General features: G+C 68.6%; 14 protein-coding genes and 1 pseudogene. 11 read left to right on the top strand and 4 right to left on the bottom strand.

Translation table 11 applies throughout. The features are described 5' to 3' along the window. Nucleotides 1-26 precede the first annotated feature (26 nt). Both FHR84_RS21050 and FHR84_RS21045 read right to left on the bottom strand, forming a co-directional pair. On the bottom strand, nt 27-2,003 hold the full coding sequence (locus tag FHR84_RS21050) for an ABC transporter ATP-binding protein (protein ID WP_179537283.1): 1,977 nt from the start codon (nt 2,001-2,003) through the stop codon (nt 27-29). 65 nt (nt 2,004-2,068) lie between these two features. Beyond that, on the bottom strand, nt 2,069-2,539 hold the full coding sequence (locus tag FHR84_RS21045; RefSeq protein ID WP_179537282.1) for a MarR family transcriptional regulator: 471 nt from the start codon (nt 2,537-2,539) through the stop codon (nt 2,069-2,071). 356 nt (nt 2,540-2,895) lie between these two features. Between FHR84_RS21045 and FHR84_RS21040 the strand changes: the two genes are divergently transcribed. Genes FHR84_RS21040 through FHR84_RS21025 form a run of 4 tightly spaced genes read left to right on the top strand, consistent with a single transcriptional unit; the run spans nt 2,896 to nt 5,531 of the window. Further along, the gene (locus FHR84_RS21040) at nt 2,896-3,480 is read left to right on the top strand and encodes a non-oxidative hydroxyarylic acid decarboxylases subunit B (protein ID WP_179537281.1); all 585 of its coding nucleotides are present in this window, start codon (nt 2,896-2,898) and stop codon (nt 3,478-3,480) included. Nucleotides 3,481-3,516: 36 nt separating this feature from the next. Then, nucleotides 3,517-4,956 (top strand): non-oxidative hydroxyarylic acid decarboxylases subunit C, encoded by a 1,440-nt coding sequence (locus FHR84_RS21035; RefSeq protein ID WP_179537280.1) that lies wholly within the window; start codon nt 3,517-3,519, stop codon nt 4,954-4,956. Nucleotides 4,957-4,989: 33 nt separating this feature from the next. Then, nucleotides 4,990-5,232, top strand: a complete 243-nt coding sequence (locus tag FHR84_RS21030) for a non-oxidative hydroxyarylic acid decarboxylases subunit D (RefSeq protein ID WP_179537279.1) — start codon at nt 4,990-4,992, stop codon at nt 5,230-5,232. Then, nucleotides 5,229-5,531: a hypothetical protein gene (locus FHR84_RS21025; protein ID WP_343075367.1), complete on the top strand. Its 303-nt coding sequence runs from the start codon at nt 5,229-5,231 to the stop codon at nt 5,529-5,531. The genes FHR84_RS21030 and FHR84_RS21025 overlap by 4 nt, the downstream gene beginning before the upstream one ends. Here FHR84_RS21025 and FHR84_RS21020 read toward each other — a convergent pair. Further along, nucleotides 5,513-7,909, bottom strand: coding sequence for a Tex-like N-terminal domain-containing protein (locus FHR84_RS21020; RefSeq protein ID WP_179537278.1), 2,397 nt, complete (start codon nt 7,907-7,909; stop codon nt 5,513-5,515). The genes FHR84_RS21025 and FHR84_RS21020 overlap by 19 nt on opposite strands. A 199-nt stretch (nt 7,910-8,108) precedes the next feature. Then, nucleotides 8,109-9,935 (bottom strand): transketolase, encoded by a 1,827-nt coding sequence (locus FHR84_RS21015; protein WP_179537277.1) that lies wholly within the window; start codon nt 9,933-9,935, stop codon nt 8,109-8,111. 196 nt (nt 9,936-10,131) lie between these two features. Here FHR84_RS21015 and FHR84_RS21010 point away from each other — a divergent pair, with 196 nt between their 5' ends. The 7 genes and pseudogenes from FHR84_RS21010 to shc all read left to right on the top strand — a co-directional run bounded on the left by FHR84_RS21010 (nt 10,132) and on the right by shc (nt 18,142). After that, complete coding sequence (locus FHR84_RS21010; protein ID WP_246300884.1) at nt 10,132-11,016, top strand: mechanosensitive ion channel family protein; 885 nt, start codon at nt 10,132-10,134, stop codon at nt 11,014-11,016. Nucleotides 11,017-11,034: 18 nt separating this feature from the next. Next, nucleotides 11,035-11,844, top strand: a complete 810-nt coding sequence (locus FHR84_RS21005; RefSeq protein ID WP_179537276.1) for a PRC-barrel domain-containing protein — start codon at nt 11,035-11,037, stop codon at nt 11,842-11,844. Between the two features lie 147 nt (nt 11,845-11,991). Further along, nucleotides 11,992-12,846, top strand: a pseudogene (gene hpnC / locus FHR84_RS23420) (squalene synthase HpnC); the annotation flags it as partial. A gap of 3 nt (nt 12,847-12,849) precedes the next feature. Further along, nucleotides 12,850-13,761 (top strand): presqualene diphosphate synthase HpnD, encoded by a 912-nt coding sequence (gene hpnD, locus FHR84_RS23415; protein WP_343075370.1) that lies wholly within the window; start codon nt 12,850-12,852, stop codon nt 13,759-13,761. Next, nucleotides 13,758-15,116 (top strand): hydroxysqualene dehydroxylase HpnE, encoded by a 1,359-nt coding sequence (gene hpnE / locus FHR84_RS20995; RefSeq protein ID WP_179537275.1) that lies wholly within the window; start codon nt 13,758-13,760, stop codon nt 15,114-15,116. The genes hpnD and hpnE overlap by 4 nt, the downstream gene beginning before the upstream one ends. A gap of 3 nt (nt 15,117-15,119) precedes the next feature. Then, complete coding sequence (locus FHR84_RS20990) at nt 15,120-16,130, top strand: polyprenyl synthetase family protein (protein ID WP_179537274.1); 1,011 nt, start codon at nt 15,120-15,122, stop codon at nt 16,128-16,130. Nucleotides 16,131-16,276: 146 nt separating this feature from the next. Further along, nucleotides 16,277-18,142: a squalene--hopene cyclase gene (gene shc / locus FHR84_RS20985; protein WP_179537326.1), complete on the top strand. Its 1,866-nt coding sequence runs from the start codon at nt 16,277-16,279 to the stop codon at nt 18,140-18,142. Nucleotides 18,143-18,148: the final 6 nt, after the last annotated feature.

Here is an 18,148-nt window from a genome sequence, read left to right as displayed (position 1 = left end):
CTCCGAACCGGCCGGCGGTCTCGGGCTCAGCTCCGCCGTGCTGTCTGCCCGTTGTCCCCGCTTTCGACGATCCCGGAGTGCTCGGCGATCTCCGCCAGACCGGGCTCGGCCCCGTCCGCCGCTGCCGAGGAGCGGGACTCCGCTCCGTCCGCGAACTGGGTCCGGTACAGCTCGGCGTAGTGCCCGTCGTGTTCCAGCAGCTCGGTGTGGGTCCCCTGCTCGGCGATGCGTCCCTCCGAGATCACCAGGATGCGGTCGGCCCGGCGGATGGTGGCCAGCCTGTGGGCGATCACCAGCGAGGTGCGCCCGGAGAGCGCTCCGCGCAGCGCCTGCTGCACCGCGGCCTCGGACTCCGAGTCGAGATGCGCGGTGGCCTCGTCCAGCACGACGATGGGCGGTTGCTTGAGCAGCAGTCTCGCGATGGCGATGCGTTGCTTCTCCCCGCCGGAGAGCCGATATCCCCGGTCACCGACGACGGTGTCCAACCCGTCCGGGAGTTCGGTGAGCAGCTCCTCGAGCTGGGCGGTCCGCAGCGCCTCCAGTAGTTCCGCGTCGGTGGCGGAGGGACGCGCGTAGGCGAGGTTCGCCCGGATCGTGTCGTGGAACAGGTGCGCTTCCTGGGTGACCACGCCGATGGTGGAGTACAACGAGGCCAGGGTGACGTCCCGGACGTCGTGCCCGCCGACGCGGACACTTCCCGAACCCACCTCGTACAACCTGCCTGCCAGCTGGGCGATCGTGGTCTTGCCCGCTCCGGAGTGCCCGACCAGTGCGATCATCTCCCCCGGATCGGCGCGGAAGGAGACGTCGTGCAGGACCTGGTGCGCGGGCGTGCTCTCCTGGCGCGCCACCGACTCCAGGGAGGCCAGCGAGACCTCGTCGGAACCGGGGTAGTGGAACGAGACCGAATCGAACTCCAGGCTGTTCACCCCGGAGGGGAGTTCGATCGCGTCCTCCCGTTCGCGGATCATCGGCTGCAGATCCAGCACCTCGAACACGCGGTGGAAGCTGACCAGGGCCGTCATCACGTCGACGTGCACGTTGGACAGCGAGGTCAGTGGACCGTACAGGCGGGTGAGCAGCGAGGTCAGCGCCACCAGGGTGCCGAGCTGCAGCGAACCGTCGATCACCAGCGTGCCCCCCAGGCCGTAGGCCACCGCGGTGGCCAGCGCGGCCAGCAGTGTCAGCCCGACGAAGAAGACCCGGCTGTACATGGCCGACAGCACACCGAGGTCGCGCACCCGCGCGGCCTTGCCCGCGAACTGCTCGGTCTCCTCGTCGGCCCTGCCGTAGAGCTTGGTCAGCATGGCGCCGCCGACCCCGAAGCGCTCGGTCATCAGCGAACTCATCTCCGCGTCCACGGCCATCTGTTCGCGGGTGACGCGCTGTAGCCTCTTGCCGACCCAGCGGACCGGGAACAGGAACAGCGGCAGCAGGGCCAGCGCGATCAGCGTGATCTTCCAGGACAGCGCGAACATCGCGGCCAGGACCAGCACCAGGCTCAGCACGTTGGACACCACGGAGGACAGCGTGCTGGTCAGGGCGCGCTGCGCCCCGATGACGTCGCTGTTGAGCCTGCTGGTCAACGCCCCGGTCTGCGCGCGGACGAAGAACGCCAGCGGCATCCGCTGCACGTGGTCGAACACGTCGCGGCGCAGCTCGTAGATCAGCCCCTCCCCGAGGCGGGAGGAGTACCAGCGCTGCAGCAGTGTCAGCACCGCCTCTGCGAGGGCCACCCCGGCCACCGCCACGGCGAGCCAGAGGACCACTCCCATGCGCCCCGGCACGACCCCGCGGTCGATGATCGCCTTGAACAGCAGGGGAGTGACCACTCCGAGCACGGCCGTGGCCGCGACCATGAGCAGGAAGGGCACGATCACGCCGAGGTAGGGCCGTGCGTATCCCAGTATCCGTTTCGCCAGGCCGGGAGGGAGCCGTTGTCGGGTGACCGAACTGTCCCTGGTCAGCGACCGCATCGTCGCCCAGCTCACTCCGTTGTCCATGCCGGCACCTTTCTTCGTGGTGGGATCGGTGTCGTTCGATCAGATGACTTGAAGTTCACTGGAAGTCAAGAGTTTTTCGGGGATCGATGGGGCGGGGCGTCCTGCTGGTTCGGGGTGGTGGAGCTGTCCTGCTCGTCGGCCAGCTTCAGCAGTAGGCGGCGCAGCTGGTCGTGCTCCGCCTCGGACAGGCGGGCGAGCATGGCCCCGTTCACGGATTCCGCGACCGAGTCCGCCTGAAGCAGGACGCTCCGGCCCTGCTCGGTCAGGTGGAGCAGACGTCGTCTGCGGTCGCCGCTGTCGATCGTGCGGGACAGCAGTCCGCGCTGTTCGAGCCTCGGCAGCAGCGAGGCCAGGGTGGCCTTGTCGATGGCCGCCTGTTGGCCGACGGTGGCCTGTTCGATGCCGGGGTGCTCGTCCACCGCGCGCAGCACCGCGTACTGCGGTTTGGTCAGCTCGGGCAGTTGTGCCTGCCAGTTGGCGTTGTGCTCCTGCAGCGTGCGGCGCAGCAGGTGGAAGACGGCCGCGTCCAGTTCCACTGTGTTCTCTCGCAGTCGGTCGTCGTCGGGGGCTCGTGCATCTTATTGAAGTTTTCCGCTCTCCCCCGTCTCAGGTGCTCGGTCGGCGGGGCCCCTCGCGGCGCCGCCTGCTGGCAGCGTGGCCGTTTCCGCGTTGCCGCGCCGAAGGGCAGCGGGGCGTCGGCTCGACGGGGAGATCTCGGCAGAGGTCCCGCTGCGGTGTGTCCGTCCTGCCGGGAAGCATCGTCCGCTCGGGAGGCGTGTTCGTCCCGCGGGGCGGTCGTTTCGCGGAGTCGGGCCGCGACCCCGTGCGACCCGGCCTCACCCAGTGTTAGTATGTACACGAACGTTCGTCTACGAACGATTTTGGAGTGAGGATGCGGTTGGTGGTGGGCGTCACCGGAGCCACCGGGGCTCCGTTGGCCGCGGGGCTGCTCGAAGCGCTGCGGGGCGACCCGGACGTGCGCACTCATCTCGTGCTCAGCAGGTGGGCCAGGGCCACGGTCGAACTGGAAACCGGATACGGAGCGCGGGAGTTCACCAAACTGGCGGACGAGGTGCACGGGCCGGGGGATCAGGCGGCCACGATCTCCTCGGGGTCGTTCCACACCGACGGCATGGTGATTCTGCCCTGCAGCATGAAGACGGTCGCCGGGATACGCACCGGCTACGCCGACGGCCTCATCGGTCGAGCCGCCGACGTCACTCTCAAGGAACACCGCAAGCTCGTTCTGGTGCCCAGGGAAACCCCGCTCAACGAGATCCACCTGGAGAACATGCTCGCGCTGGCCCGCATGGGAGCCGTGCTGGTGCCGCCGATGCCCGCCTTCTACAACCACCCGGAAGTCGTCGGCGACGTCGTCGACCACGTCGTGACCCGCGTGCTCGACCAGTTCGGCCTGTCGAGCTCCGCGGCCGGACGCTGGCGAGGTCTCGACGCCGCGCGTCGGACGGATTCGTGACCCCACCTCGCCGCTCGAACATCAGGAGAGTGCCACATGCCCCACGACGATCTGCGTTCCTACCTCGAAGCCCTAGACGGGCAGGGACAGTTGCTGCACGTCGAGGAACAGGTCGCCCCGGAACCCGACCTGGGGGCCGCCGCCAACGCGGCCAACAGGCTCGGTGAACGGGCCCCGGCGCTGTACTTCGACAACGTCACCGGATTCGACGAGCCCCGGATCGCGTTGAACACGCACGGTTCGTGGGCCAATCACGCCGTCGCGTTCGACCTTCCCCCCAACACCTCGACCAGGGGGCAGGTGGAGGAGTTCATCCGGCGCTGGGAGAACTTCCCCGCTCCCGTCGAGCGCAGGGAGAACCCGCCGTGGGCGGAGAACTCCGTCAGCGGCGGGGAGGCGAACCTGTTCGACGTGCTCCCGCTGTTCCGGCTCAACGACGGAGACGGAGGTTTCTACCTGGACAAGGCCGCCGTCGTCTCCCGTGACCCGGATGACCCCGAGAACTTCGACAAGCAGAACGTGGGCACCTACCGGATGGAGGTCAAGGGCACCGACCGCCTCGGGCTCCAGCCGGTGCCGATGCACGACATCGCGCTGCACCTCAACGCGGCGGAACAGCGCGGAGAGGACCTTCCGGTCGCGGTCGCCCTGGGCAACGAGCCGGTGATCTCCGTGGTGGCGGGAACTCCGCTCGGGTACGAGCAGTCCGAGTACGAGATGGCCGGCGCGCTGCGGGGCACGCCGGAGCCGATCGCGAAGGCCCCGCTGACCGGGCTCGACGTGCCGTGGGGCAGCGAAGTCGTGCTCGAAGGAGTCATCGAGGGGCGCGAACGCGAGATCGAGGGGCCGTTCGGCGAGTTCACCGGACACTACTCGGGCGGGCGCGGCATGACGGTGCTGCGCGTGGACCGGATCTCCTACCGCACCTCCCCGGTCTTCGAGTCGCTGTACCTCGGGATGCCGTGGACCGAGGTCGACTACCTGATCGGCCCCGCCACCTGCGTTCCGCTCTACCAGCAGCTGCGGGCCGACTTCCCCGAGGTGCAGGCCGTCAACGCGATGTACACCCACGGGCTGCTGGCGATCGTGTCCACCAAGAAGCGCTACGGCGGCTTCGCCCGCGCGGTCGGTCTCCGCACCATGACCACCCCGCACGGACTCGGCTACTGCAAGATGGTCATCGTCGTCGACGAGGACGTCGATCCCTTCGACCTGCCCCAGGTCATGTGGGCGCTGTCCACCAAGGTCAACCCGGCTTCCGACCTGGTCAACCTGCCGAACATGTCGGTGCTGGAACTGGATCCCGGATCGCAGCCGCCCGGGGTGACCAACAAGCTCGTCATCGACGCGACCACCCCCGTGGCACCGGACGACCGCGGCCGCTACGGCCAGCCGGTCACGGACCTTCCCGAAACCGGCGCCTGGATCGACAAGCTCTCGTCGCTGATCGCCGAACGGGCGAGCGAGAACCGCTGAACCACCGAACGAGGAAACCGGAGACAGCAGACGATGTGTCCACGTTGTGCCGATGAGAACGTCAGCGAGCTCACCGCCTCGCCCGTGCCGGGGGTGTGGAAGGTGCTGCGCTGCGACCTGTGCCTGTACACCTGGCGCACCAGCGAACCAGCACGGCGAAGCACCCGGGAGGCCTACCCCGAGCGGTTCCGGATGAGCAGGGCCGACATCGACAACGCCCCGCAGGTCCCCGCGATACCGGAGCTGCGTGCCGAGGCGAGGGGGGAGACGCCGTGACGGAGGCCCTCATGTGGGAGGCCCGCGCCGCCGAGGGGAAGCTGGAAGAGCTGGTCGGGTGGGCGGAAAACGCCCTGGCGGAGATGAGCGAGCACGGCTCGTGCCGCGACGCGACCGTCTACCGCGGCGGACAGGACCGGGTGGTCGTCCTCGCGCATTTCGACGGTGCACCGGAAGAGCTCACGGACCCTCCCGGAGAGCTGCTCGCCCGTCCGGTGCACCAGTGGCCGTTCACCAGGATCAGCGGTTACGAGTTCCGCCCCGGCCACGCGGTCGGCGGTCAGGAGCCCGCGTCGTAACCCGCGCGCCGCAGGGCGTCGGCCAGGGCGCCCTGCTGGGTCCCCTCGCGTTTGCCGTCCCGCTGCTTGCCCGCCTTTCCGCTCTTCCCGTTCTTGCCGGTTCCACCGCCTCCGCCGCTGCCGTTCTCCCGGCGTGGACGTGAGCCCCGGCCGGAGGTCGGCTCGTCGCCGGAGCCGGAACCGTTCGTGCTGCCGCTCCCGGCGGCGACCTCGTCCTCCAACCGCAGGGTCAGGGAGATGCGTTTGCGTTCCACGTCCACCTCCCTGACCTTGACGCGCACCACGTCGCCGGGTTTGACCACCTCGCGCGGGTCCTCGACGAAGGACTTCGACATGGCCGAGACGTGGACCAGGCCGTCCTGGTGCACCCCCACGTCGACGAAGGCGCCGAACGCGGCGACGTTGGTGACCGCGCCCTCCAGCACCATGCCCGGTTTCAGGTCGTTCAGCGAGTGCACCCCTTCCGCGAAGTGGGCGGTGCGGAATTCGGGACGCGGATCGCGGCCGGGCTTTTCCAGTTCTGAAATGATGTCGGTGATCGTGGGGAGCCCGAAGGAGTCGTCCGCGAAATCGGCGGGGCGCAGTCCGCGCAGCAGCCGCGCGTTGCCGATGATCTCGGTCAGCGACCCGCCGGTGGAATCGACGATGCGGTGCACCACGGGGTAGCTCTCCGGATGGACGCTGGAGGAGTCCAGCGGGTCGTCACCGTTGGTGATGCGCAGGAATCCGGCGCACTGCTCGAACGCCTTCGGTCCCAGCCGGGACACCTCCCTGAGCCCCTGCCTGGAACGGAAGGGGCCGTGCGTATCGCGGTGCCCGACGATGTTCTCGGCCAGTCCGGCGTTGATCCCGGAAACCCTGGTGAGCAACGGGGCCGAGGCGGTGTTGACGTCCACGCCGACCGCGTTGACGCAGTCCTCGACCACTGCGTCCAGGGACTGCGAGAGCTTCGACTCGGACACGTCGTGCTGGTACTGACCGACCCCGATGGACTTCGGTTCGATCTTGACCAGCTCGGCCAGCGGGTCCTGGAGCCTGCGGGCGATCGAGACGGCCCCGCGCAGCGAAACGTCCACATCGGGCAGTTCCCTGGAGGCGTAGGCCGAGGCGGAGTAGACCGAGGCCCCCGACTCGGACACCGAAACCTTGGTCGTGTTCTCGCGGGAAGCCACCACCCGCGCCGCCAGTTCGTCGGTCTCCCTGGAGGCCGTCCCGTTGCCGACGGCGATGAGTCCGGCCTCGTGCTGCTCGGCCAGCCGCTCCAGGGTCGCCACCGCTTCTTCCCAGCGCCGTTGCGGCTCGTGCGGGTGAATGGTGGCCGTCTCCACGAGCTTGCCGGTTCCGTCCACCACCGCGACCTTCACACCGGTGCGGTACCCGGGATCGAGCCCGATCGTGGGACGTGGTCCGGCCGGAGCGGCCAGCAGCAGATCGCGGAGGTTGCCCGCGAAGATCCGGACGGCCTCGTCCTCGGCCTGTTGGCGCAGCCTGCCGCGCAGGTCGATGTCGATGTGCACCATGATCCGAGTCCGCCAGGCCCAGCGAACCGTCTCGCGCAACCAGGAGTCGGCCGGACGCCCCGCGTCGCGGATGTCGAACCTGGCCGCTATGGCCGTCTCGTACTCACCGGGGCCCTGCGTAGGGTCGTGTTCCGGATCCGGGTCCAGGGACAGCTCGAGGATCTCTTCCTTCTCCCCGCGGAACAGCGCCAGCGCCCGGTGGGAGGGAAGTGTTCGCAGGGGTTCGGAGAAGTCGAAGTAGTCCGCGAACTTCGCCCCGCCGTTCTCCGCGCCCTCCCGGACCTTGGAGGAGAGCAGGCCGCGTCCCCAGGCCCGCTCGCGCAGCTCCCCGATCAGGTCGCCGTCCTCGGCGAACCGCTCGACCAGAATCGAACGGGCTCCCGTCAGGGCGGCCGAGGCGTCGGCGATCCCGTTGTCGGAGCCGACGTAGTCCGCGGCGACGACCTGCGGGTCCTGTTGCGGATCCGTGAGCAGCGTGTCGGCGAGCGGTTCCAGGCCTGCTTCCCGCGCCACCTGCGCCTTGGTGCGGCGCTTGGGTTTGAACGGCAGGTACAGATCCTCCAGCCGAGCCTTGGAGTCGGCGGCGGAGATCCGGGTGTGCAGTTCGTCGTCGAGCTTGCCCTGCTTGCGGATCTCCTCGAGGATCGTGTTGCGCCGCTGCTCCAGCTCGCGCAGGTAGCGCAGCCGCTGCTCGAGAGTGCGCAGCTGTGTGTCGTCGAGCGCGCCGGTGACCTCCTTGCGGTACCGGGCGACGAAGGGGACGGTGGCCCCGTCGTCGAGCAGCTGCACGGCAGCCGCCACCTGTTCCGCGCGTGCACCGAGCTCCTCGGCGATCTTTTGGTGAATCGACGTCGTCACGTTCCTGTTCAGCCTTTCGACCGACCTGCTGGCCCTTGTTGCGAGGGCATTCTCGCCCATTGTCGCCGTTCGGGTGGGCCAGGGCGATCTCGGCGTGGCGCGGCGGCGCCGTAGAAGCAGCCGAGCGACCGGCGCCGCCGCGGGAGGTGCCGCCACGCGAACCGAGGGGCCGGAGAACTTAATTCATCCGAAAGGTGACTCAGCGTACGAGTTCGCGGGCGGCCTCGGTGATGGCGGCCGCGTCGATTCCGGCCTGTCCGAGCAGTTCGGCCGGTTTGCCGGAGCCGGGCATGACCGACACCGCGAGCTTGCGCACCGGGGCGAGGGTTCCCGTATCCGCGAGCGCGGCCAGCACCGCGTCTCCGAGTCCTCCCTCGGGCCAGTGGTCCTCGACCGTGACCAGCCCGGCCGTCTGGTTCGCCGCGGAGCGCAACGTCTCCGAATCGATCGGCTTGATCGAGTAGAGGTCGATGACCCGTGCGCGGATGCCCTCCGACTCGAGCCGTTCGGCGGCGTCCAGCGCCTCGTGGAGAGTCACCCCCGCGCCGACGAGCGTCACGTGGTCCCCGCCGCGGACCGTCTTGGAGCCCCCGATGGGGAACTGCTCGTCGGAGCCGTAGATCACGGGGGAGGCGCCGCGACTGGTGCGCATGTAGCAGATCCCGCTCCGGTCGGCCATCGGCTCCAGCAGTTGAGTCGCCTGGTTCCCGTCACACGGGTACAGCACGGTGCTGCCGTGCACCGCGCGCATGGCGGCCAGGTCCTCCAGAGCCATCTGGGAGGGGCCGTCCTCACCGATCGCTACTCCGGCGTGCGAGCCCATCAGGCACAGGTCGGCCCGGCTGACGGCCGCCATCCTGATGAAGTCGTAGGCACGGGTCAGGAACGCCGCGAAGGTGGAGGAGAACGGCGTCCAGCCCCGCACCTGCATCCCGACCGCGGTCGCCAGCATCTGCTGCTCGGCGATGTACATCTCGAAGTAGCGCTCGGGGTGCCCCTCGCGGAACTGCTCCGAATGGGTCGAGTTGGACACCTCGCCGTCCATGGCGACCACGTCACCGCGCCGGGTGCCCAGCGCGCGCAGCCCCTGCCCGTAGGCCTTGCGGGTGGCCACGGAGGAACCGAGCTCGAAGCTCGGGAGGTCGGCGGCGGAGCTCTCGAAGGTCCTCGGCCGGTTGTTCCCCTCCGGGGCGGAGACCTTGACACCGAGGTCGCGGTACCCGCCGAGCTCGGTGACTGCGGCCTCCGAGTCCGAGACCGGTTTGCCGTGCTTACCGGTGAGGTTCTCGACCTCGCTCACGCCCTTCCCCTTGAGCGTGCGGGCCACGATGGCCGTCGGGCGCCCCGTGGTGGACTCCGCCTCGTTGAACGCCTCCTCTATCTGGGCGGGATCGTGCCCGTCCACCTCGATGGCGTGCCAACCGATGGCGCGTGCCCTGGCCGAGTAGGCGCTCAGATCCCAACCGTGCATGGTTTCCCCGGTCTGCCCGAGCCGGTTGACGTCGATGAGCGCGGTCACGTTGTCCAGCCGGTAGTGGGCGGCGTGTTCGAACGCTTCCCAGATCGACCCTTCGGCCATCTCGCTGTCGCCGCACAACACCCACACTCGGCTGTTGAGGTTGTCCAGCGCGCTGATGGTCAGCCCCAGCCCCACGCCTATGGGAAGTCCCTGGCCGAGGGAGCCGGTGGCCACATCCACCCACGGCAGCACGGGGGTGGGGTGGCCTTCCATTCTGCTGCCGAATTCGCGGAAGGTCATCATCTCCGCGTCCTCGATGGCTCCCGCGGCTTTGAAGCAGGCGTAAAGCAGTGGTGAGGCGTGGCCCTTGGAAAAGATCAGATGGTCGTTTTCCGGATTGTCCGGGTGGCTGAAGTCCAGTCGCAGATGACCGTCCAGCAGTGCCGCCATCAGATCGGCGGCCGACATCGACGAGGTCGGGTGTCCGGATCCCGCGGCGGCGGAGGACCTGATCGAGTCCACCCGCAGCTGTTGGGCGAGTTCGTGCCTGAATTCCGTTCGTTCCACGTTCGTGGGGGTTCCCGCGCGGCGCGGTGGCGAAACCCGCTTTGTGCTACCCGCGGGTGGATCTGCCGGAGGTGCTCGTGGCACACGAGGCGAGCTCGGGTGCTGCCGCGCGGAAGTGGGAACTGCTTGCATTTGCGCGTTCCCGGGTGCGGGGTTCCAATCGGCTGCACACGATGCCGGCAGTAGGAGGCGCGCCATGGATATGATCCTCGCGCAAGGAACCGGGTTCAACGTGTTGGACAGTCTGCAGAGCGGCTTCACCCAGCTGGTCGGCTACTTGCCGCAGCTGATCGGCGCGTTGCTCGTGCTGGTGATCGGTTACCTGATCGCCAAGGTTCTCCGGATGATCGTCACCCGCGTGCTGCGCAAGCTGCATCTGGACGCTCGAATGTCCCGAGCCGGCCAAGGGGCTCGTTACGTGGAGAGCCTCAGCCCGCAGGGCAGCCCGTCGAGGCTGATCGGCACGGTCGTTTTCGCGGTGGTCATGCTGTTCGTGCTTTCCTCCGCGATCGGCACGCTCGGCATTCCCGCCCTGACCGGATTCATGAACGCGGTGTTGGGCTACCTCCCCAGAGTGCTGGCCGCGCTGGCCATATTCCTGCTCGCCGCCGCGGTGGCCGGAGCGGTCGGGTCGCTGGTGGACCGCACGATGGGCAACACCCCTGTGGGCCGGATGGCCCGGACAGCGGCTCCGACTCTGGTGATGGCCATCGGTGTTTTCATGATCCTCACGCAGCTGCGTATCGCTCCGGTGATCGTCACCGTGACTTATGTGGCGCTGGTGGGGGCCATCGCCCTCGGATCAGCCATCGCCTTCGGGCTGGGCGGGCGTGAGGCCGCCGCCGATATGATCAATTCCAGCTATCGGCAGACCGTCCGTGGTGAGGAGCGCGCGAGCGCGGGCACGGAGGGGACGGGAACCGAGGAATCGGCACAGAGCTGGACGATGCGCGGTGCGGGCAGCACCACCCCGGAACCGCAGGGTGCCCCCGAAGGGGAGCAGCGCCGGAGTCCCGGCGGGGCCGAGGGCTCCGGTGGGAGCACCGGCGAGAGCGGTGGCGGTTCCTATCGTGCTACGTAAGTGTGGAGGTGGTGGGACGTGTCCACCGCACCCCACGGTCCCGAGCGCTCCGAAGGGCAGCGGGGATCGAGCCTGTCCGGTAGAACCGTCGTCGACAGGGGCGGTTCGAAACTCGGGACCCTGGAACAGGTCTATCTGGCTCCGGAGTCGGGATCACCGACCTGGGGAGTGGTTCGAGCCGGCAGGAACAAGCAGCGTTTCGTTCCGTTGCACGACGCGAGTCCCGGGGAGAACGCCGTGCGCGTCAGTGCGAGCAAACGTCAGGTCCGATCCGCTCCCACGGCTTCGACGGACCCCGAGCTGCGCCCCGAGTTCGAGGGAAGGCTGACCGAGCACTACTCGGGGGCTCCGAACACCGCACGAGGTTCCATCGCTGCCGTGCCGCGCAGTCGCGGCGCGGTGAGCGGGTTGTTGCTGGTGTTGTTGGGACTCTGGACGGGGCTGGTCCCTTTCGTGGGGCCGTACTTCGGTTACGGGTTCGGTTCGGGGCAGCCCTGGGTGTTCACGGCCGACCGGTTGTGGCTGTGCGTGCTGCCCGGTGTGGCGATTCTGCTGGGCGGGCTCGTGTTGGGGCCCGCCGGTAATCGCTTCCTCGCCGCGATGGGAGGTGCTCTTGCTCTGGTAGGAGGAGTTTGGCTGTTGGTCGGCCCCAGCCTGAGCCGGCTGTGGGGTACCGAAGGTGTCGCCACCGCGATCGGTTCCCCGCTCGGCTCTCCGAGCACGTGGGTTTGGGCCCAGCTCGGTTTTTTCTTCGCGGTCGGAGCGCTGGTCACTGCACTCGCGTCCGTCGCGTTGGGACGGCTGAGCGTGCGGTCGGTCAAGGACTGATCGGACCGGGGCGAGTACTCCGGGTGCCGGTTCTGCCACTTCAAGTCACCCGATCGGATGAGCTCAGCAGGCCTGCGCCGTGTCCATCAGCGATCTACGCTGTCGACAATGGACGCCCTCAACAACTGTGCGGGGTAGGAGGTGGACATGGCTGCGCTACCGGACCGTGCCCGCCCCGCTCGGCAGCCTGCACGATCGTTCGAGGTGGTGTTGCCCGGCCAACTGCCCGAAACGGGAGACGTGCTGGCGCGGGCCCAGTCGGAGAACTTCACGGTCGCTGCTCGGGTGCTGCCGTATCGGATCAGGCAGCACCTGATGGCGGTGTACGGCTTCGCCCGGCTCGTCGATTACGCCGGAGACGAGGCGTGCGGGCCTCGTGAAGGCCTGCTGGATCTGCTGGATTCCGACCTCGTTCGCGTCTACGAAGGCAGTCCGCGCCTGCCGTTGCTCCGGGCCTTCGCGCCCACGGTGCACGAGTGCGGGATTCCCCGCGAGGTTCCCGCCCGGCTGATAACCGCCAACCGGCGGGACCAGTACGTGCGACGTTACGGGACTTTCGCGGAGCTGCTGGATTACTGCACGTACGCGGCCAACCCGGTGGGCGAGCTCGTGCTCTACATCTTCGGGAGGGCGGACCCGGAACTGACGGAACTTTCCGACCGGATCTGCTCCGCGCTGCAGATACTCGAACACTCGCAGGACATCGCCGAGGACTACCAGCAGGACCGGATCTACCTTCCTGCCGAGGACCTGCACGAATTCGGTTGCGGCGAAGCCGAGCTCGCCACTTCCACGGCCTCGAGCGAATTACGCGGACTCGTCTGGTTCGAAGTGGACCGTGCGGTCGGGATGCTTCGTGCCGGACAGCCGCTCGTCGCGCGACTCTCCGGGCTGGCGCGATTGGCCGTGGCCGGTTATGTGGCAGGCGGGCTGGCCACCGCCCGTGCGTTCCGGCCCGCAGGTCACGACCCGCTGGCGGTACGGATCCGCCCGGGGCGGATGCGGATGCTGGGCGAGTGGGCCCGGCTCTCGCTGGCGCCCACGAGCGGGGGCGGGCACGACCGGACCGAGAGCGCCTACGAGTACTGCGAGCAGATCACCAGAACGCAGGCCCGCAACTTCTCCTACGGGATCCGGCTGCTCCCCGCGGGCAAGCGCAAGGCCCTGTCAGCCGTGTACGCCTTCGCGCGCAGAGTGGACGACATCGGGGACGGGACGCTGTCGACCGAGCGGAAGCTCGAGCGACTCGACCACACGCGGACGAAGTTGCGGGGGATCCACCGGGACTCCAAGGACCCGATGCTGGTGGCGCTGGCCGACGCCGCGCACGGACTGCCGATTCCGCTGGATGCCTTTCACGAGCTCATAGACGGCTGCGAAGCGGATGTGCGCGGAAACGACTACGAGACCTTCGAGCAGCTCGCGCAGTACTGCAGGTGCGTGGCAGGCTCGATCGGCAGGCTCTCCCTGGGAGTGTTCGGTCATCCGGTGACCGGAGTGGCAGCCGAGCGCGCGGACGCGCTGGGAGTGGCCCTGCAGCTGACCAACATCCTGCGCGACCTGCTGGAGGACCGCCGCCGTGGCCGGATCTACCTGCCGCAGGAGGATCTGCGCCGTTTCGGGGTGACTCTCGACCTGGACTCGCGGGGAATGTTCACGGACGACGAATCGAAGGTGGCCGAGCTGGTTCGGTTCCAGAGCCAACGGGCCGAACGCTGGTACGGGGAAGGACTCCGCTTGTTGCCGATGCTCGATCATCGAAGCCGAGCCTGTTGTGCCGCGATGGCCGGTATCTACCACGAACTGCTGCGGCGCATTACCGATGACCCGGCCCTGGTGATGCGCGGGCGGACCGGTCTGTCCGGTTGGCAGAAGGCCGTGGTCGCCGCGCGTTCCTTCGCGGGGATGTCCTCATGACCCCTGGACGCGTGATCGTCGTCGGGGGTGGCCTGGCGGGCATCTCGGCAGCACTCGGATGTCGTGACGCGGGGTTCGAAGTCACCCTGCTGGAAGCCCGCGCGCGGCTGGGCGGAGCCACCTACTCCTTCCGCAGAGGGGAACTGACAGTCGACACCGGACAGCACGTTTTCCTGCGCTGCTATTCGGAGTACACGGCCCTGCTGCGTCGGTTGGGAACGGTGGACAAGGTACGGATCCAACCGCGCTTCCGCGTTCCCGTGATCACTCCCACGGGCGCGAGCTGGACGCTGCGGCGGAGCAGGCTTCCCGCCCCGGCGCACTTGCTGCCCGCGCTGATCGGACACAAGGCGCTGTCCCCGCGCGAGCGGCTCGCCGCCGCGCGCACGGCGCTCGCGCTGCGGAGGTTGGACCCGGACGACCCGAGCCTGGACCGGACCGATTTCGCTTCCTGGCTTCGTTCCCGCGGGGAGCCGCGCCGGGCGGTAACAGCGTTGTGGGAACTGTTCTGCACGGCCGCGCTCAACGCCGTGCCGGAGCACGCCTCCCTTGCCCTGGCCGTCAAGGTGTTTCGGACCGGAATGCTGGACACCGCCGCGGGTGGGGACATCGGGACCGTCGAACGACCGCTGAGCGAGGTGCACGGCGATCCTGCCAGGGAGAAACTGCTCGAGGCCGGCGTGCGGCTGTTGCCCCGGAGCAAGGTTCTGGAAGTGAGCGGCGAACTCGGTGACTACCGTGTTCGGACCAGGGAAGGGGACCGGAACCAGGAGCTCACGGCCGATGCCGTGGTACTCGCCGTGCCCAACGTGGCGGCGGGAAAGCTGCTGGAACAGCGACGCACGCCCGAGGAACCCGACTGGAGCGGTTTGTCGCGTGCCCCGATCATCAACGTGCACATCCACTTCGACCGTCCGGTCACGAGACTTCCCATGGCGGCTGCGCTCGACTCGCCGGTGCAGTGGTTGTTCGACCGCACCGAGGTGGCGAACGCCGAGAGCGGACAGTACCTGGTGGTCTCGCTGTCGGCGGCACACGATCGAGTCGACGTGCGCTCGGCGCGGTTGCGTGCCGAGTTCCTGCCCGCGGTGGAAAGCTTGTTCCCGGCAGCACGTGAAGCCGGGGTGCTGGATTTCTTCATCACCCGTGAACCCGCCGCGACCTTCCTGCCGGAACCCGGAACCGGACGACTGCGCCCCTCGGGGCGGACGGGACGACCGGGTTTGGTGCTGGCGGGGGCGTGGACCGACACCGGCTGGCCGGACACCCTCGAGGGGGCTGTGCGCAGTGGGAACACGGCGGCCCGGGTAGTGGACCGGGCCATCGACAGCCATCGCAGTGTGGCGTGGAGGTGACGCATGACCGCGACGGTTCCCTCAGTCCTGGTCGGAGCCAGGGAAACGGTCGACCCACATCTGCGCCGGGCCATCGGCCGACTGGACCCGGACACCCGACGGGTCAGCGAGTACCACTTCGGCTGGACGGCCGCCGACGGAACTCCGGAGGAGCGTTCGGGCAAGGCGCTGCGTCCCGCCCTGGTCCTGCTCTCCGCACGTGCGGGGAACGGAACGGAACGTGACGCGTTGGCCGGTGCGACCGCCGTCGAGCTGGTGCACAACTTCTCGTTGCTGCACGACGATCTGATGGACGGGGACCTCTCCCGCAGGCACCGTCCGACCGCGTGGAGCGTTTTCGGGCGCTCCACGGCGTTGTTGGCCGGGGACGCGCTGCTCGGACTGGCCAACGACGTGGTGCTGGAGGAGGACTCGCCGCGTGCGCTGCGGGCGGCTCGTGATCTCGCGGGAACCGTGCGCAGCCTCATCGCGGGCCAGGCGGCGGATCTGGACTTCGAACAACGCATCGACGTCGGCATCGAGGAATGCCAGCGCATGATCGCGGGCAAGACGGCCGCGCTGATCGCCTGTTCGTGTTCCATCGGAGCTCTGCTGGCCGGGGCTTCGGAGCACACGGTGGAAAGACTGCACGCCTTCGGTTTCGAACTGGGAATGGCTTTCCAGCTCGTCGACGATCTGCTCGGTGTCTGGGGGGACCCGGAGGAGACGGGAAAACCCGTGCTTTCCGACCTGCGGGCTCGCAAGAAGTCCGTTCCGGTGGTTCATGCGCTCAACTCCGGCACGGACGCGGGGCAGCGGCTGCGCGAGCTTTACGAACAGCCGGAACCCCTCACCGAGACGCAGCTGGAGCAGGCGGCCGAACTGCTGCGCCGTTCCGGTTCCGAGGACTGGACCAGAGCCGAGACGGAACGCAGATTGACGGCCGCGCGCCGCCAACTGCACCGCGCCGACTGCGAAGGCGTGACCGAAGGACTGACCGAACTCGCCGATTTCGTTCTCCGGAGGAATCAGTGACCGGATCCCTGCGTCAAACCGAGACCGTCGAGCCCGATGCGCACGGGACGGAGACATCTCCCGAGACGGGGGAGCGGTCGCGCACCGTGCTGGCGGACCGGGGGGACACGCGGTGGGAGAGCGGGGAGCCGGACTGGCTCGCCGCTATGGAGGCCGCCCGCGACCACCTGCTCTCCCTGCAGCACGAGCACGGCTGGTGGAAGGGGGAGTTGCAGACCAACGTGACGATGGACGCCGAGGATCTGATGCTTCGGCGGTTCCTCGGGATCCTCACGGCGGAGGAGGCGGCCGAGAGCGCGCGCTGGGTACGCTCCCAGCAGCGCTCCGACGGGACGTGGGGAACCTTCTACGGCGGCCCCGGCGATCTGTCGGTGACCGTCGAGGCCTATGTGGCGCTGAAGATCGCGGGCGACGACGTCGCCGAGGAGCACATGGCCAGTGCCCGCGACTGGATCCTGCGGCAGGGCGGCGTCGAGCGCACCCGGGTTTTCACCCGGATGTGGTTGGCCATGTTCGGCCAGTGGTCCTGGGACGATCTCCCCACGATGCCCCCGGAAATCGTTTTTCTGCCGAGCTGGTTCCCGCTGAACCTGGCCGACTGGGGGTGCTGGGCTCGCCAGACCATAGTCCCGCTGACGGTGGTGAGCACTCTGCGGCCGCAGCGCGAGCTCGGAGTGCGGACCGAGGAACTGCGCACGGGTGGTCCGACCGGGCGGCTGCAGCAGGGCTCGAGTAGTTCCGCCTGGGACACCGTGTTCCACACGCTCGACCGGGTGCTGCACGGCTATGACCGCCACCCGGTCCGTCCCTTGCGCAGGCAGGCGATGCGCAGGGCCGCCGAGTGGATCGTCGCTCGACAGGAGGCGGACGGTTGCTGGGGCGGTATCCAGCCCCCGTGGGTGTACTCGATCATCGCCCTGAACCTGCTGGGTTATCCGCTGGACCACCCGGTGCTGCGTACGGCGATCACCGGTCTGGAGGGGTTCCTGATCAGGGAGGACACCGAAGAGGGAAGGGTGCGCAGGATGGAGGCGTGCCAGTCCCCCGTGTGGGACACGGTGCTCGGGATCCAGGCCCTCCACGACGCCGGAGTCCCGGGGGAGGACCCCGCGATGCACCGCGCCCTGGAGTACGTCCGCGGTGAGGAGATCATGGTCCGGGGTGACTGGGCCGTTCGACGCCCCACGCTCCCGGGAGGGGGTGGCTGGGCGTTCGAGTTCGAGAACGACGGCTATCCCGACATAGACGACACCGCCGAGGTCCTGCTGGCGTTCACCCGCACCGGCCACGCCGAACAGGACCGGGTCGCTTCGGCGGTGTCCAGGGGACGTCGCTGGTTGCGCGGGATGCGCTCCAAGGACGGGGGGTGGGCGGCCTTCGACGCGGACAACACTCGTTGGTTGGTCAACAAGCTGCCGTTCTGCGACTTCGGGGCCGTGATCGATCCGCCCTCCGCCGACGTGACCGCCCACGTCGTGGAAGCGCTGGTCGAGACCGGCGACCGCGACGACCCGGTGGTGCGCGACGGGGTGCGCTGGTTGTTGGAGAACCAGGAGGGCGACGGTTCGTGGTACGGGCGGTGGGGCGTCAACCACGTATACGGCACCGGGGCGGCGGTCCCCGCCCTGGTGCGGGCCGGGATCCCCACGGAGCACCACGCGTTGCGGCGTGCGGTGCGTTGGCTGGAGGATCACCAGAACCCGGACGGTGGCTGGGGCGAGGACCTGCGTTCCTACGACGACCCGGCGTGGATCGGGCGTGGGGACTCGACGGCTTCGCAGACGGCCTGGGCACTGTTCGCCCTGCTCGCCGTGGGGCGCCACGACACGCGAGCGGTACGCGGGGGGATCGCTTTTCTGGTGGCGACCCAGCAACCGGGTGGGTACTGGTCGGAGCCGCAGTTCACGGGAACGGGTTTTCCCGGTGACTTCTACATCAACTACCACCTCTACCGGCAGGTTTTCCCGCTCGCCGCGCTCGGTCGGTACCGGCGGGCCGTCCGAGGGGAATAGGTGCGT

The sequence above is a fragment of the Actinopolyspora biskrensis genome, from assembly GCF_013408175.1.
In the GTDB taxonomy this organism is placed as follows: domain Bacteria; phylum Actinomycetota; class Actinomycetes; order Mycobacteriales; family Pseudonocardiaceae; genus Actinopolyspora; species Actinopolyspora biskrensis.
Note: the sequence above shows the minus strand (reverse complement) of the source record. Positions and strands in the feature narration are given on the sequence as shown.

Coding starts and splice junctions, on each gene's coding strand:
- FHR84_RS20990 (WP_179537274.1), top strand. CDS start 15,120: ATGACCGCGACGGTTCCCTCAGTCCTGGTCGGAGCCAGGGAAACGGTC.
- hpnD (WP_343075370.1), top strand. CDS start 12,850: ATGCTGGGCGAGTGGGCCCGGCTCTCGCTGGCGCCCACGAGCGGGGGC.
- FHR84_RS21040 (WP_179537281.1), top strand. CDS start 2,896: ATGCGGTTGGTGGTGGGCGTCACCGGAGCCACCGGGGCTCCGTTGGCC.
- FHR84_RS21035 (WP_179537280.1), top strand. CDS start 3,517: ATGCCCCACGACGATCTGCGTTCCTACCTCGAAGCCCTAGACGGGCAG.
- shc (WP_179537326.1), top strand. CDS start 16,277: ATGGAGGCCGCCCGCGACCACCTGCTCTCCCTGCAGCACGAGCACGGC.
- FHR84_RS21030 (WP_179537279.1), top strand. CDS start 4,990: ATGTGTCCACGTTGTGCCGATGAGAACGTCAGCGAGCTCACCGCCTCG.
- FHR84_RS21010 (WP_246300884.1), top strand. CDS start 10,132: ATGGATATGATCCTCGCGCAAGGAACCGGGTTCAACGTGTTGGACAGT.
- hpnE (WP_179537275.1), top strand. CDS start 13,758: ATGACCCCTGGACGCGTGATCGTCGTCGGGGGTGGCCTGGCGGGCATC.
- FHR84_RS21050 (WP_179537283.1), bottom strand. CDS start 2,003: ATGGACAACGGAGTGAGCTGGGCGACGATGCGGTCGCTGACCAGGGAC.